Source organism: Kitasatospora sp. NPDC087861 (assembly GCF_044742585.1).
GTDB lineage: Bacteria > Actinomycetota > Actinomycetes > Streptomycetales > Streptomycetaceae > Kitasatospora.
Genome location: NZ_JBIUUS010000005.1, coordinates 116,680 through 129,426, shown reverse-complemented (window position 1 = coordinate 129,426; position 12,747 = coordinate 116,680). Strand labels below are relative to the sequence as shown.

Below are 12,747 nucleotides of genomic sequence, written 5' to 3'. Positions count from 1 at the left end.
ACACCGCCCGGAGTCGCCGCACCCTCCGGCCCCCAGCGGCCGGCCACGTCCGGGCGGGCAGCGGTATCCGCACCACCGGCTCCACCCGCTCCACGTGCATCACCCGCTTCGGCAACACCCGTACCACCAGTTTCTCCACCCCCACCAACCGGAGTTCGTGCCTGCCTCGCGGCGGCCGGCCCGGGGCACTGGAGAAGCTCCCCGAGGGACTCTTGCACCGCCGTCCCGCCCTCGGGGCCTCTCCAGCGCCACGGGCGCGCCGGGAGCCACGGGCACAAGAGGGGCTCGACATGGCACCCAGCAGCACCAGCAGTAACGACGGCGGTTCCACCCCGGCAAGAACCCCCGGCCCGGACGGCGCGTCGGCACACCTCCCCGGCACGCCGTCCGGGTCCGGACCCCACCCCGTGGACGAGTTGCTGCCCCCGGTGAAGCTCTTCTCCACCGGTCTCCAGCACGTCGCCGCGATGTACGCGGGAGTCGTCGCGCCCCCGCTCATCGTCGGCGCCGGCGTCGGGCTCTCGCCCGCCGAACTCGCCCTGCTCATCTCGGCCAGCCTGTTCACCGCCGGACTGGCCACCCTGCTCCAGACCCTCGGCATCTGGAAGATCGGCGCGCGACTGCCGTTCGTGAACGGCGTCTCCTTCGCGGGGGTCGCGCCCATGATCGCCATCGCCAAGGAACACGGACCGAAGGACGCCCTCCCGGTGATCTTCGGAGCGGTGATCGTCGCGGGGGTCCTGTGCTTCCTCGCGGCGCCGTACTTCTGCAAGCTCATCCGGTTCTTCCCCCCGGTCGTCCAGGGCACCGTGATCACCCTCATCGGGGTGTCCCTGCTCCCGGTGGCGGTCAACTGGGCGCGCGGCGGCACGCCGAGCGCCCCCGGGTACGGCTCCATGCGGGCCATCGGCCTCGCCGCGATCACCCTCGTCGCGGTGGTGCTCTGCAACCGGCTGCTGCGCGGCTTCTGGCAGCAGCTCTCGTTGCTCATCGGCCTGGCGCTCGGCACCCTGATCGCCTTCCCGCTGAGCCTGGCCGACTTCGGCGCGGTGAAGGACGCGAAGGTCTTCGCGCTCCCCTCCCCGTTCCATTTCGGCGCGCCCGTCTTCGACGCCGCCGCGATCGTCTCGCTGTGCATCGTCATGGTGGTCTCTATGACCGAGTCCACCGCCGACATGCTCGCACTGGGCAAGATCGTCGAGCGCGAGGCCGACGAACCCACGCTCGCCGCCGGCCTGCGGGCCGACGGACTGGCCACCGCGCTCAGCCCCGTCTTCAACGGCTTCGCCGCCAGCGCCTTCGCCCAGAACATCGGGCTGGTGGCGCTGACGAAGATCCGCAGCCGCTTCGTGGTCGCGGCCGGCGGCGGCATCCTGATCCTGCTCGGGCTCTTCCCCGTGCTCGGCTCGGTCGTCTCCCTGGTACCGCAGCCCGTCCTGGGCGGCGCCGGGATCGTGCTCTTCGGGACCGTCGCGGCCAGCGGCATCCGCACCCTCGCGGAGGCCGGCCTGGAGTCCAGCTCGAACACCATCCTGGTTTCCGTCTCGCTCGGCGTCGGGATCATCCCGATCGCGGTGCCGACCTTCTACGACGCCTTCCCGGAGGCCGTCCGGACCCTGCTGCACTCCGGGATCTCGGCCGGCTGCGTGACGGCCGTCCTGCTCAACCTGCTCTTCCACCACGCCGGAGCCGCCCGCCTGACCGGATCCGGCCAGACCTCCGGTGCGACGGTGCCGACGGCGACACCGTCCTGACCGGCCCGGGAGGGGTGCCCGCCGCACGGCGCACCCCCCTCCCGACCCTCCCCCCATAGGAGTAACACCATGGCAGTCCAGCCCCCACCCGCCGACCAGCGGATCGTCATCGAGAACGTCGCGATCGCGACCGTCGACGCCGACGACACCGAGTACGCCCGCGGCCACGTGGTCATCCTCGGCAACCGGATCGAGTCGGTCGGCGACGGGCCCGCCCCGATGTGGCTGGACAACGTGGTGCGCCGGATCAACGGCGAGGGCCACCTGATCACCCCCGGCCTGGTCAACACCCACCACCACTTCTACCAGTGGATCACCCGCGGCCTCGCCCAGGACGCCATCCTCTTCGACTGGCTCGTCGCCCTCTACCCGACCTGGGCCCGGATCGACGAGAAGCTCGTCCACGCCGCCAGCCAGGGCTCCGCCGCGGCCCTGCTCAAGTCCGGCTGCACCACCGCCTCCGACCACCACTACGTGTTCCCCAAGGACGGCGGCGACGTCCTCGGCGCCTCCATCGAGGCCGTCCAGGAGCTCGGCCTGCGCTTCACCGCGCTGCGCGGCTCCATGGACCGCAGCAAGAAGGACGGCGGCCTCCCGCCGGACCACGCGGTCGAAGAGCTCGACGACATCCTCGCCGCCTCCGAGGCCGCCGTGGACACGTACCACGACTCCTCCTTCGGCTCGATGCTGCACGTCGCCATCGCGCCCTGCTCGCCGTTCTCGGTCTCCACCGACCTGCTCCGCCAGTCCGCCGAACTCGCCCGCCGCAAGGGCGTGCGGCTGCACACCCACGGCTCGGAGACCGCCGAGGAGGAGCAGTTCTGCAAGGAGCTGTTCGGCATGGGCCCGACCGACTACTTCGAGTCCGTCGGCTGGCTCGGCGAGGACGTCTGGATGGCGCACTGCGTCCACATGAACGACTCCGACATCGCCAAGTTCGCCGAGACCGGCACCGGCGTCGCCCACTGCCCGTCCTCCAACGCCCGTCTGGCCGCCGGGATCGCCCGCGTCCCCGACATGCTCAGGGCCGGTGTCCCGGTCGGCCTCGGCGTGGACGGCACCGCCTCCAACGAGTCCGGCGAACTCGGCACCGAGCTGCGCAACGCCCTGCTGATCAACCGCCTGCACGGCTCCCCGACCGCGCTCACCGGCCGTCAGGCGCTGCGCCTGGGCACCATGGGCGGCGCCCGGGTGCTCGGGCGCCAGAACGAGATCGGCTCGATCGAGGCCGGCAAGCTCGCCGACCTGGCGCTGTGGAAGGTCGACGGGATCATGCACTCCTCCATCGCCGACCCGGTCGCCGCCCTCACCCTCGGCGCCCTGCCGCCGCTGTCGGTCCTCTTCGTCAACGGCAACGCCGTCGTCGAGAAGGGCCAGCTGACCACCGTCAACGAGGACCGGATCGCCCGCGACTGCGCCCGCGCCGCCAAGGAGCTCGCCGCCCGCCCCGTCTGACCCCCGCTCTGTTCCTGCCATCCCCCACCAGCTCCGGGCCGCCCAGGGACGGTGCGTGACCCGGACTCCGCGACCCGGCTCCCTTCGGCCGGTGCGCGGACCGCAGCCCCGGACCCACGGCGAGGGTCCGGGGCTGCGGCGTGGGCTCCGGCCTGTTCCCACCCCCGTGGGGAGCTGGCCGGAACGTCAGCGGGCGGCGCCCCGGGTGGCGCGCGGGAGCGCTGCGCCCGCGAGGGTGAGGACGCCGGCGAGGGCGAGCCTGCGCAACAGCGGGTCGGCCGGCAGGAGGCGGCGGACGGCGGACGGGCGCACCGCGGTGGACGTCATGGCAGTAGGACAGCGGGGTTCCCCGGGCGGCGGAATTCTTTTACCGTTACGGTCAATGTTCGAGTTCCGCTTAGGCGTTGACGACCTCGCCGCCACCTGGTTCGGCTACTCCGCCCTGCAGGAGACGGTGTTGAGCCTGCGCGCCCGCCGCCGGCCGGCCGGCTATCCGGAGCAGCAGCCCTGGGTGGCGAGTTGGCAGGGCCGGTACGAGACGCTGGACACCGTGCTGCTGGACTCGCTGATCGCGCCGGTCGGCTTCGTGCCGGACTTCCTCACGCCGCGCCCGGCCGGTCCGCGCCCGGAGTTCGCGGCCGAGTTGGCGAGGCTGACGGCGACCCCGCCGGAGGTGGTGCGGGCGGACGTGCTGGCCGCGTACCAGGGCGACCACAGCGCGCTGCCGCCGGTGCTGGCCGGGCTGATCGACGATCCGTCGGCACTGACCGCCCGGGTGGCCGAGGTGTTGGAGGCGTACTGGGCGCGCTGTCTCTCCCCCGCCTGGTGGCCGCGGGCCCGGTTGGTGCTGGAGGCGGACATCGCACACCGGGGCCGGATGCTCTCGGAGCGCGGGGCGGAGGGGCTGTTCGCGGATCTCGACGCCCGGCTGACCTGGCACGCCGGGGTGCTGCGACTGGTCGACCCGCACCCCGCCGTCCGGGCGGTGGGCACCACGGTGGATGTTGCGGGGCGGGGGCTGGTGCTGGTCCCGACGCTGTTCGGGCTCGGCGCGCAGACCGACGTCACCCAGGTAGGGCCGCCGCTGGTCTGCTATCCGGCGCGCGGCAAGGCGACCATGGCGGAAGGGCTGGGGACGGGCCGGCCCGAACAGCCGGGCGGACCGTTGGAGGGGCTCGTCGGGGCACCCCGGGCGAGGCTGCTGAGGATGCTGGAAACCCCGGCCAGCACCACGGAGTTGGCGCACCGGCTCGGGGTCACCCCGGGCGCGGTCAGCCGCCATCTGGGCGCGCTCGCGGCGGCCGGCCTGCTGGAGCGCACCCGGCACGGCCGCCGGGTCCTCTACCAGCGCAGCGGGCTGGGCGACGCGTTGGTGGCGGGCGGGGGCCGGGGCGGCGGCTGACGGCTGACGGCTGACGGCTGACGGCTGACGGCTGACAGAGTTCAGCAAACAGATAACAGATAACGAAAGTTGTCAGCTGTCATCTGTTCGCCGTCGACTGTCCACAGCCCGCCGTCCGCCGCCCGTCTCAGGCGGTGCGCCCGAGGGTGGCGAGGTAGGCGCGCCAGCCGCCGTGGTGGGTGATCTCTCGGTGGACGCCGCGCTCGACCTCGCCACGGGCGAGCAGCATGGACAGGCAGGCGGAACCGTCCTCCAGCTCGATGACGCCGAGCTCCAGCTCGCGCGGCTCGCCGGGCAGGATGACGTCGCGCAGGCGCTCCAGGGTGATGTCGTAGAGCTCGCCCTCGATCGCGCTGTCGACGGCCGCGTCGCTCAGCAGGCCGGGGCAGACGTCCTTCTCCCCGTTGACGTCGATGGAGAAGAAGCGGTAGCCGGGGGCGGTGCGGGCCGGCCCGACCAGGGCGTCGGCGACTTTGGCGTGGAACGGACCGCCGACCATGGCCTGACCGTTGAAGAAGATGCGGGGCACGAGTGAACTCCTCTACCGGTTACCGGGGAAAAGGCCGTTCCGTACAGCGACGAGAGGACAGGTGGAATCGTCGCCGTACGGAACGGAGTAATGGGCCGGCGGCACTGCTCCAGCCTGGCAGGCGGCAGCGGTGGCGCCGGCGGATAGATTTGGACTCAGCCCAGCAGGGGGAGCGCCGGAAGGGTCAGGAAGTCCGCGAACTCCTCGGCCAGGGCGACCTGCTCGAAGAGCTGGGCGGCCTCACGCCAGCGGCCGGCGGCATACGCGTCCTCGCCCAGCTCGGCCAGGAGTTCGGCCAACTCGGCGGCGACCAGGGTGCGCACCAGGTCGGCGGTGGCCTTCTCACCGGTGTCGGACAGGACGACGCCGTTGTGGATCCACTGCCAGATCTGCGAGCGGGAGATCTCGGCGGTGGCGGCGTCCTCCATCATGTTGAAGATGCCGACCGCGCCGAGGCCGCGCAGCCAGGCCTCGATGTAGCGGACGCCGACCTGGACGGCGTTGTGCAGCCCGGCGCGGGTGCAGGTGCCGCCGGCGCCGGCGATGTCGAGCAGTTGGGCGGCGGTGACCGGCTCGGACGGCCCGGGGTTGTCCTTCTGGTTGGGGCGCTCGCCGAGCACCGCGTCGAAGGAGGCGCGGGCGACCGGCACCAGGTCCGGGTGGGCGACCCAGGAGCCGTCGAAGCCGTTGCCGGCCTCGCGGTCCTTGTCCGCCTTGACCTTCTCCAGGGCGGCGGCGTTGACCTCCGGGTCCCTGCGGCTGGGGATGAACGCGGCCATGCCGCCGATCGCGTGGGCGCCGCGCTTGTGGCAGGTCTGCACCAGCAGGCGGGTGTAGGCGGCCATGAACGGCGAGGCCATCGTGACGGTGTTGCGGTCCGGCAGGATGTAGTGCTCGCCGACGTCGCGGAAGTTCTTGACGATCGAGAACAGGTAGTCCCAGCGCCCGGCGTTGAGGCCGGCCGCGTGCTCGCGCAGCTCGTAGAGGATCTCGTCCATCTCGAAGGCGGCGGTGATGGTCTCGATCAGGACGGTGGCGCGGACGGTGCCGTGCGGGATGCCGAGTTGGGCCTGGGCGTGGGTGAACACGTCGTTCCAGAGCCGGGCTTCGAGGTGGCTCTCGGTCTTCGGCAGGTAGAAGTACGGGCCGGAGTTGGGGTCCTCGGCGCCCTTGGCGAGCAGCCGGGCGGCGTTGTGGAAGAAGTAGAGGCCGAAGTCGAGGAAGGCTCCGGCGACCGGGGCGCCGTCGACGAGCAGGTGGTTCTCGTCCAGGTGCCAGCCGCGCGGACGGACCACGACGGTGGCGAGTTCGGCGGCGGGCTTGAGGGCGTACGCCTTCCCGGCGGGGGTGGTGAAGTCGATCCGGCCCTCGAAGGCGTCGATCAGGTTGATCTGGCCGCTGACCACGTTCTCCCAGGTCGGGGAGGTGGCGTCCTCGAAGTCGGCGAGCCAGATCCGCGCGCCGGAGTTGAGGGCGTTGATGACCATCTTGCGGTCGGTGGGGCCGGTGATCTCGACCCTGCGGTCCTGGAGGGCGCGGGGCGCCTCGGCGACCTTCCAGTCGCCGGCCCGGATGTCGGCGGTGTCGGGGAGGAAGTCCAGCGTGCCGGCCTCGGCGATCTGCGCACGGCGGGTCTTCCGCCTGGCCAGGAGTTCCTGCCGACGGCCCTCGAAGGCGCGATGGAGGCCGACGACGAAGGCGACCGCCTCCGGAGTGAGCACCTCCTCCGCCCGGTGGACGCGCGGACCGGCGACAGTGACGACCGGAGCGGCAGGGGAGGCGCCGACGGGTCCCTGATCTGTAGCCATGGGCAGGACACTCCTAAGCGGTTGAGCCTGGCGAAGGGAGCTCCGGTGGGAACTTCCTTGATCGGAACCCACCTGTCGGCGAGTTCGATTCTGTAAGGTGGAGACTAGTTTCCGCGATACAGAATTTCAACGGTTTGTTGATGTGATCGCCGGGACTCTACTCCTCCCCGACAGCGAAGGGAACGCCGGTGGTTCCGACCCCCGACACAGCATCGACGACAAGCACGGACCGCGCGACCGGCGGCGTGCAGTCCGTCGAGCGCGCCTTCCAGCTGCTGGAGGCGCTGGCCGACTCCGGCGGCGTGGCCACGCTCAGCGAGCTCTCCACCAGTTCCGGCCTGCCGATGCCGACCATCCACCGTCTGGTTCGTACCCTCGTCCAGCAGGGCTATGTCCGCCAGGACACCGCGCGTCGCTACACGCTCGGCCCCCGGCTGATCCGCCTCGGCGAGACGGCCGGACGACTGCTCGGCAGCTGGGCCCGCCCGTACCTGGCCGAACTCATGGAGGCCACCGGCGAGACCGCCAACCTGGCCGTACTGGAGGGAGGCGAGGTGGTGTACGTCGGGCAGGTGCAGTCGCGGCGCTCGATGCGAATGTTCACCGAGGTCGGCCGGCGGGTGCAGCCGCACTGCACCGGCGTCGGCAAGGCGCTGCTCGCCCAGCTCCCCGAGGACGAGGCGCGCGCCATCCTCGGCCCCAACCCGCTGCCCGCGCACACCGAGTACACGGTCACCGACCCGCAGGAGCTGCTGCAGCAGCTCGCCGAGGCGCGCGAGCGCGGCTACGTGGTCGACGACCAGGAGCAGGAGATCGGCGTCCGCTGCATCGCGCTCGCCGTCCCCGGCGCACCGACGCCCACCGCCCTGTCGGTGTCCGGCCCCGAAGCCCGCATCCGGGCGCTGGAGGAGCAGACCGGCGCGTCCTCGCTGGTGCCGGTGATGCACCACATCGCGACCCGGCTGGGGCAGGTCCTCGCACCCTGACGCCTCGCCAGAACGACGCTGCTGCAGGGGACGTCGGACCGGTCGACTTCCCGTGCGCGGGTTCGCCCGTTCGGGCGGACGGCGGGCGGGTTGCGCCGTACCCCCGGTGGCGGCTCGGCCACCCTGGTGCGGACGCGGCCCGCGACGGCGCGGGCCGCCGGAACGCAAGGGCACGGGTGAGCGGCGATGGAGCGCAGCGATGCGGGGCGCGGCTGTTCTGGACACGGGGACGGCGGTCTCAGGGACGGCGGTCTCAGGGACAGCGGCTTCCGGGACGGCGGCTTCCGGGTGGGCGCCTGCGGGGACTGGGGCTACGGGGAATCCGGTCGCGGCCACGCGGCGCTCGGCAGTTCGGCGTACGGGGAGTCGACGTACGGGGAACCGGTGCGCCGGGGGTTCGGCGGGGCCTGGTTCGTCGCGGCCGTGGCGGCGGGTTGCGCGGCGGCGACGCTGGCCGCCGGCCCGTCCTGGGCGCTGCGGCGGCCCGAGCCGCGGCCGGCGGTGGACGTCAGCGTCGCCGCCACGCCGTCGCACTCCGACCTGGAGGTGGTCCGGATGGACCCGGACGCCGCTCCGCCCGGCGGCACCACCACCGTCCACGCGTTCGTGGCCAACGGCGGCCCGGACACCACCGCCTCGCCGTTCACGGTCGTGGTGACGCTACCGGACGGGGTGACGCCGGAGGGCCCGTACTTCCCGTCCGACTGCAAGGTGCTGCGGGACGGCCGCGAGGTGCGGTGCGTCTTCGGGCCCGGCCTGCCCCCGCTGCGTACCGCGACCGCGCTCGTCCCGGTCCGGCTGGACCCGGGCCTGCCGGTCGGCCGGCTCGGTGGCGGCGCGGTCGCGGTGCGCAGCCCGGACGACCGGAACGAGCGCAACAACCGGCAGCCGTTCGACCTCACGGTGGTCGAGACGGCTGCCGGTTCCTGACCGGGCCCGGCCGGCGGTCACCGGTACGCGGTGGTCACCGGTTCGCGGGTAGCGGCACCCGGTTACCGATTACTGGTTACCGGTACACGCGGACGTAGTCGGCGGCGAAGGTGATCGGGGCGGTCCCCTGCGGCGCGGGGTGGTACTGCCCCGCGCCGACCGACAGGTTGAGGATCAGGTACGCCGACCAGTTGGCGCCGACGCCCTTGCCGTCCGAGAAGACCTTGACGCCGTTGACGTACCAGTCCACCGAGGTGGCGCCGTAATACGTCCCGATGGTCACCCACTGGTCCTTCGCGATCGCGCTCGCGTCGGTGTAGTACTTGGGGTTGCCGGGGTTGACGTGGTTGGTCAGCTCCAGCAGGTTCGGGTTGTCGGGGTGGTACTCGAAGGAGTCGACCTCCCCGTTGCCGTTCTTCCAGGTCCAGAGGGCCGGCCAGGCGCCGGAGCCGGACGGCAGCTTGACCCGGGTCTCGGCGTAGTCGCCGGTCTTGACCTGGAAGCCCTCGCTGGAGCCCTCGGTGGTCAGGAAGCCGGTGTTCCAGGCCTGCTTGCCGTTCTCCAGCGTGCTGCCGCTCGGCGCGGCGGTGAAGGTGGCGACCCCGTTCGCGACGCTGACGTTGTTCTTGTTCAGCCAGTCGAGCTTGTTGTCGTCCGGGTTGTGGTTGCCGTACTTGTACGAGCTGGTCTTGTCGCCGACCCAGCGCGAACCCCAGCTGATCGGACTGTTGAACTCGTCGGACCAGGTCAGCGACTTGCCGGCGACCGGGGAGACCGGGGTGCTCGGCGACGGACTGGCCGTGGCGCTCGGGCTGCTCGTCGGGGAGGGCTTCGGGGTCGGGGTGGCGGTCGGCTTCGGGGTGGCGGTCGCGGTCGGAGCCGGGGTCGAGGTCGGAGCCGGGGTCGAGGTCGCGGTCGGAGCCGGGGTCGAGGTCGGAGCCGGGGTCGAGGTCGCGGTCGGAGCCGGGGTCGAGGTCGCGGTCGCGGTCGCGGTCGGCGCCGGGGTCGGAGTCGAGGTCGGCGCCGGGGCGTTGGAGACCACGAGCTGCTGCGAGGGCAGGTTGTGCCAGGCCCCGCCGAGGTCCTGCCAGAAGCCGAACTGGGTGTACGTCCCGGCCGGCAGGGTGCGCGCGCCGCTGGTGAAGTTCAGGCCGCTCGGGCAGATCCGCGCGTTGGAGGCGTTGCCGGGGAAGTCGAGGTTGGCGCCGGACGCGTCCCGGACGCCCACGCCGACGGTCTTCGCGGTGAAGCAGGCCGAGGAGTGCAGGGTCAGCGAGGCGGTGGTGGCCTTGGTCGCGACCATGGTCGCCGGGGCCAGCCGGTCCTGGGTGACGGTCGGAGCGGTGGCGGCCTGGGCACCGGTGACGGCCGGCAGGCCGAACAGTCCGGCGCCGGTGATGGCGAACGCTCCGGTGGCGGCGAGAGCGGCGCTGCGGCCCCGGCGGGAGGGGCGGGCGTGACGCGGCGCGCGGCGACGGGCAGGCTGGTGCATGGGAGTGTCCTCTGCGACGCCTGCGAGGTGAGCTGTCGGATTCGGGCGGAGGTGGCCCGGCCGCCGGTGGAAGCGGCTTCACCCCTAGCCACGGCCCGCACGCGGGAGCGTACGGGCCGGGCGCTGACCTTGGTTCCCCCGCTCCTGTCCGTTGTGGTGCTCGATTGCCGACCGGCGGGTGGACAGGACTCGGCGTCCCGGCGGCGGAGTCCGCGAGAGCGAACGACCGTTGCAGGCTAGGCAGACCGTACGTGAACGGACAACCCGGCCGGGTCGGTTGTCGCACAGCTCACAGTGGTGTCGATCAACGACGCTGTGTGGTGGATCCGTTGGGGTCGATCAAGGGATCGGCGGACCAGGGAAGCAGCGGATCGGAAGCGGATCAGCGGACCAAGGGATCAGTCGAGCCAGCCGTCGACCTGGCTCTCGGCCTCCGGCGCCCAGGCGAGTTCCAGGTGGTTGAGACCGGCGAGCAGCCGGGTGCCGCCGATCGTCGCGACACCGGTGGTGTCCAGGGCGCTCGCGGTGAACACGATGCCGTCGCTGGGCCCCCGGTTCTCGTTGAGCACGCCCGGGATGTCGGCCGACCCGCCCGCGAGCAGGTAGGTGCGCACCGACGCCGGGACTCCGGCCTGCTGCAGCGGCGCGATCAGCGACCCGGCGTCGATCGCCGCCTGGATGCCCTGGCCGGAGGTGTAGAAGCCCTGGCCGCCGTAGTAGGTGGTCCACCAGTCCTGGGAGGTGCCGTCCACCCCGTACCGGCCGTCCCAGCGGGCGAGCAGCTGACGCTGTCCCGGGTAGCAGTCGTGGCCGCCGGTGGGCAGCACGCCGAGGCAGGGCTGCGCGGTGTACGTGCCGTAGCAGGTCATGTACAGGTGCGGGGACGGCGCGTTGGCGGTGCCGCCGCAGGCCGGCCAGGCGGCCAGGTCGAAGGACCAGCCGTGCGCGTACACGTAGTCGAGCCCGCCGTTCGGCCCGCCGAGGGCGATCAGGCGGCGCACGTCGCCCGCGTACGCCCTCCCCCAGGACGGGCGCACCGAGGACACGTACGCCCGGGCGGCGACCTCGCCCTTGCTCCACGCCACCACGTCCACCTGGGAGACCCCGAGCCGGGCCCGGATCAGCGCGACGGCGTCGCCGACGGTCTGCGCCTGGAGCAGGTTGTCGCCCTGTTTGTGGGCGAAGCCGATGGCGAACACCCGGTGGCCGGTGCCGGCGAGGTACTGGGCCAGGCCGGTGGACGGGCAGGCGGAGGCGCCGCAGGTGCCGCTCTCGGCCGGGTTCGCCCAGGCGCGGTCGACGTTGTCGTTGGCGCCGTGGACCAGCAGGACGGGGGTCTGGCGGCCGCCGGCGTCCCAGCCGGTCGCGGAGTACAGCAGGAAGCGGCCGGAGTAGGGCTCGCCGGTGCCGCCGAAGTACGTTCGGCGGGCGCCGTCCTGGTCGCCGCGACCGTCGGCCGGGTACTGCTCGGCGCGGAAGCCGGGGGTGGTGTCGAGGTAGCGCTCGACCTTGGCCCAGCCGTTGCCGGGGGCGGGGAAGGTGGCTTCCAGGGCGAGGGGGGCGGCGGCGGCTTGGGCGGCGGAGGTCTGCGCGGTGGCGGCCTGCGCGGTGGCGGCCGCTTGGGCCGTGGTGGGGGTGCCGAGGAGGAGGGCGGCGAGGGTGAGCAGGACGGCGGACAGCGCGGTGGGGGTGCGGCGCGGCGTGCCGGGTCTCGGCGTGCGGGGTCTCGGCGCTCCGGGTCTCGTGGGGGTGGCGCTCGTGGGGGTGCGTCTCATGGGGGTGGACGGTAGGACCGGCCCGCGGCGGGCGCCCAGGTGCCGGTCATACACCCCGGAGGCCGGCACGGTGGCGGCCGGTGCCGTGGCGCACTGCCCACGGGCGCGCCTGCTCGGCTCACCGGGTCGGATAAATTGGAGGTCCGACATCTTCCGCAGTGCACAAGACCGCCGTGCACGGCCTCACGGAAACGAGGTACCGCCCCACCATGACCGCGCCCCTGCCCGCCTTCGCCGGCCGCACCTACCTCTTCCGGGCCGACAACGGCGCGGCCTTCCGCAACACCTATTCGGCCGACGGCCGGCGGCTGCGCTGGGAGGGCCTCGGCGAGTCGGCGGGCCAGTGGGAGGACGTGCTACTGCACGTCGCCGAGGTGGCACCGGAGATCTACTTCATCAGCTGGACGGAGCAGAGCGGGATCACCGTCAGCCACGTCATGGACCTCGGCCGACTGACGGTGCGCGCCTTCTGGACGTACGAGGGCGAGGGCGGCCGGGTCGGCGAGCTGCACACCGGGACGCTGGAGCGGGTGGTCTGAGCCTCGCCGCTCCCGCGCCCCGGGGCTGGTCCCCTGCTGTCGGCCTTGCCTGCCCGTTGATCCGCTCGGATCAGCTA

The 12,747-nt window shown here is 72.6% G+C and carries 11 protein-coding genes and 1 riboswitch; of the genes, 6 read left to right on the top strand and 5 right to left on the bottom strand.

Annotation, left to right across the window (positions count from 1 at the left end):
• Positions 1-290: 290 nt before the first annotated feature.
• Positions 291-1,754 (top strand): nucleobase:cation symporter-2 family protein, encoded by a 1,464-nt coding sequence (locus ACIOJE_RS10025; RefSeq protein WP_400774827.1) that lies wholly within the window; start codon positions 291-293, stop codon positions 1,752-1,754.
• Positions 1,755-1,823: 69 nt separating this feature from the next.
• Positions 1,824-3,209, top strand: a complete 1,386-nt coding sequence (locus ACIOJE_RS10020; RefSeq protein ID WP_280679403.1) for an 8-oxoguanine deaminase — start codon at positions 1,824-1,826, stop codon at positions 3,207-3,209.
• A 186-nt stretch (positions 3,210-3,395) separates the two neighbouring features.
• Here the strand turns inward: ACIOJE_RS10020 and ACIOJE_RS10015 are convergent, their stop codons facing one another.
• Positions 3,396-3,536, bottom strand: a complete 141-nt coding sequence (locus tag ACIOJE_RS10015; RefSeq protein ID WP_400774824.1) for a hypothetical protein — start codon at positions 3,534-3,536, stop codon at positions 3,396-3,398.
• Between the two features lie 55 nt (positions 3,537-3,591).
• Between ACIOJE_RS10015 and ACIOJE_RS10010 the strand changes: the two genes are divergently transcribed.
• Positions 3,592-4,611, top strand: a complete 1,020-nt coding sequence (locus ACIOJE_RS10010) for a helix-turn-helix domain-containing protein (RefSeq protein ID WP_400774822.1) — start codon at positions 3,592-3,594, stop codon at positions 4,609-4,611.
• 127 nt (positions 4,612-4,738) lie between these two features.
• On the opposite strand, the gene ACIOJE_RS10005 is transcribed toward ACIOJE_RS10010, so the two are convergent.
• Together ACIOJE_RS10005 and aceB are read right to left on the bottom strand one after the other, a co-directional pair.
• The gene (locus ACIOJE_RS10005; RefSeq protein ID WP_280679397.1) at positions 4,739-5,140 is read right to left on the bottom strand and encodes a gamma-glutamylcyclotransferase; all 402 of its coding nucleotides are present in this window, start codon (positions 5,138-5,140) and stop codon (positions 4,739-4,741) included.
• Positions 5,141-5,295: 155 nt separating this feature from the next.
• A complete protein-coding gene (gene aceB, locus ACIOJE_RS10000) occupies positions 5,296-6,948 on the bottom strand; it encodes a malate synthase A (protein ID WP_400774819.1) in 1,653 nt (550 codons plus the stop codon).
• A gap of 188 nt (positions 6,949-7,136) precedes the next feature.
• On the opposite strand from aceB, the gene ACIOJE_RS09995 reads away from it, so the two are divergent.
• Entirely contained in the window at positions 7,137-7,934 is a 798-nt protein-coding gene (locus ACIOJE_RS09995; RefSeq protein ID WP_400774816.1) for an IclR family transcriptional regulator, read from the top strand.
• Positions 7,935-8,120: 186 nt separating this feature from the next.
• Positions 8,121-8,864, top strand: coding sequence for a hypothetical protein (locus tag ACIOJE_RS09990; RefSeq protein ID WP_400774813.1), 744 nt, complete (start codon positions 8,121-8,123; stop codon positions 8,862-8,864).
• Between the two features lie 76 nt (positions 8,865-8,940).
• Here ACIOJE_RS09990 and ACIOJE_RS09985 read toward each other — a convergent pair whose 3' ends face one another.
• Both ACIOJE_RS09985 and ACIOJE_RS09980 read right to left on the bottom strand, forming a co-directional pair.
• A complete protein-coding gene (locus ACIOJE_RS09985) occupies positions 8,941-10,356 on the bottom strand; it encodes a hypothetical protein (RefSeq protein ID WP_400774811.1) in 1,416 nt (471 codons plus the stop codon).
• Positions 10,357-10,358: 2 nt separating this feature from the next.
• A riboswitch (cyclic di-AMP (ydaO/yuaA leader) is annotated at positions 10,359-10,525 on the bottom strand.
• Positions 10,526-10,754: 229 nt separating this feature from the next.
• Positions 10,755-12,131: an esterase/lipase family protein gene (locus tag ACIOJE_RS09980; RefSeq protein ID WP_400774808.1), complete on the bottom strand. Its 1,377-nt coding sequence runs from the start codon at positions 12,129-12,131 to the stop codon at positions 10,755-10,757.
• Positions 12,132-12,340: 209 nt separating this feature from the next.
• Between ACIOJE_RS09980 and ACIOJE_RS09975 the strand changes: the two genes are divergently transcribed.
• The gene (locus tag ACIOJE_RS09975) at positions 12,341-12,670 is read left to right on the top strand and encodes a MoaF-related domain-containing protein (RefSeq protein WP_280679385.1); all 330 of its coding nucleotides are present in this window, start codon (positions 12,341-12,343) and stop codon (positions 12,668-12,670) included.
• Positions 12,671-12,747: the final 77 nt, after the last annotated feature.

What these genes read in the sequence shown, in the direction of transcription:
- ACIOJE_RS09980 (WP_400774808.1), bottom strand. Translation starts at nt 12,131, where the DNA reads ATGAGACGCACCCCCACGAGCGCCACCCCCACGAGACCCGGAGCGCCG.
- ACIOJE_RS10015 (WP_400774824.1), bottom strand. Translation starts at nt 3,536, where the DNA reads ATGACGTCCACCGCGGTGCGCCCGTCCGCCGTCCGCCGCCTCCTGCCG.
- ACIOJE_RS10020 (WP_280679403.1), top strand. Translation starts at nt 1,824, where the DNA reads ATGGCAGTCCAGCCCCCACCCGCCGACCAGCGGATCGTCATCGAGAAC.
- ACIOJE_RS10025 (WP_400774827.1), top strand. Translation starts at nt 291, where the DNA reads ATGGCACCCAGCAGCACCAGCAGTAACGACGGCGGTTCCACCCCGGCA.
- ACIOJE_RS09985 (WP_400774811.1), bottom strand. Translation starts at nt 10,356, where the DNA reads ATGCACCAGCCTGCCCGTCGCCGCGCGCCGCGTCACGCCCGCCCCTCC.
- ACIOJE_RS09990 (WP_400774813.1), top strand. Translation starts at nt 8,121, where the DNA reads ATGGAGCGCAGCGATGCGGGGCGCGGCTGTTCTGGACACGGGGACGGC.
- aceB (WP_400774819.1), bottom strand. Translation starts at nt 6,948, where the DNA reads ATGGCTACAGATCAGGGACCCGTCGGCGCCTCCCCTGCCGCTCCGGTC.
- ACIOJE_RS09975 (WP_280679385.1), top strand. Translation starts at nt 12,341, where the DNA reads ATGACCGCGCCCCTGCCCGCCTTCGCCGGCCGCACCTACCTCTTCCGG.
- ACIOJE_RS10010 (WP_400774822.1), top strand. Translation starts at nt 3,592, where the DNA reads ATGTTCGAGTTCCGCTTAGGCGTTGACGACCTCGCCGCCACCTGGTTC.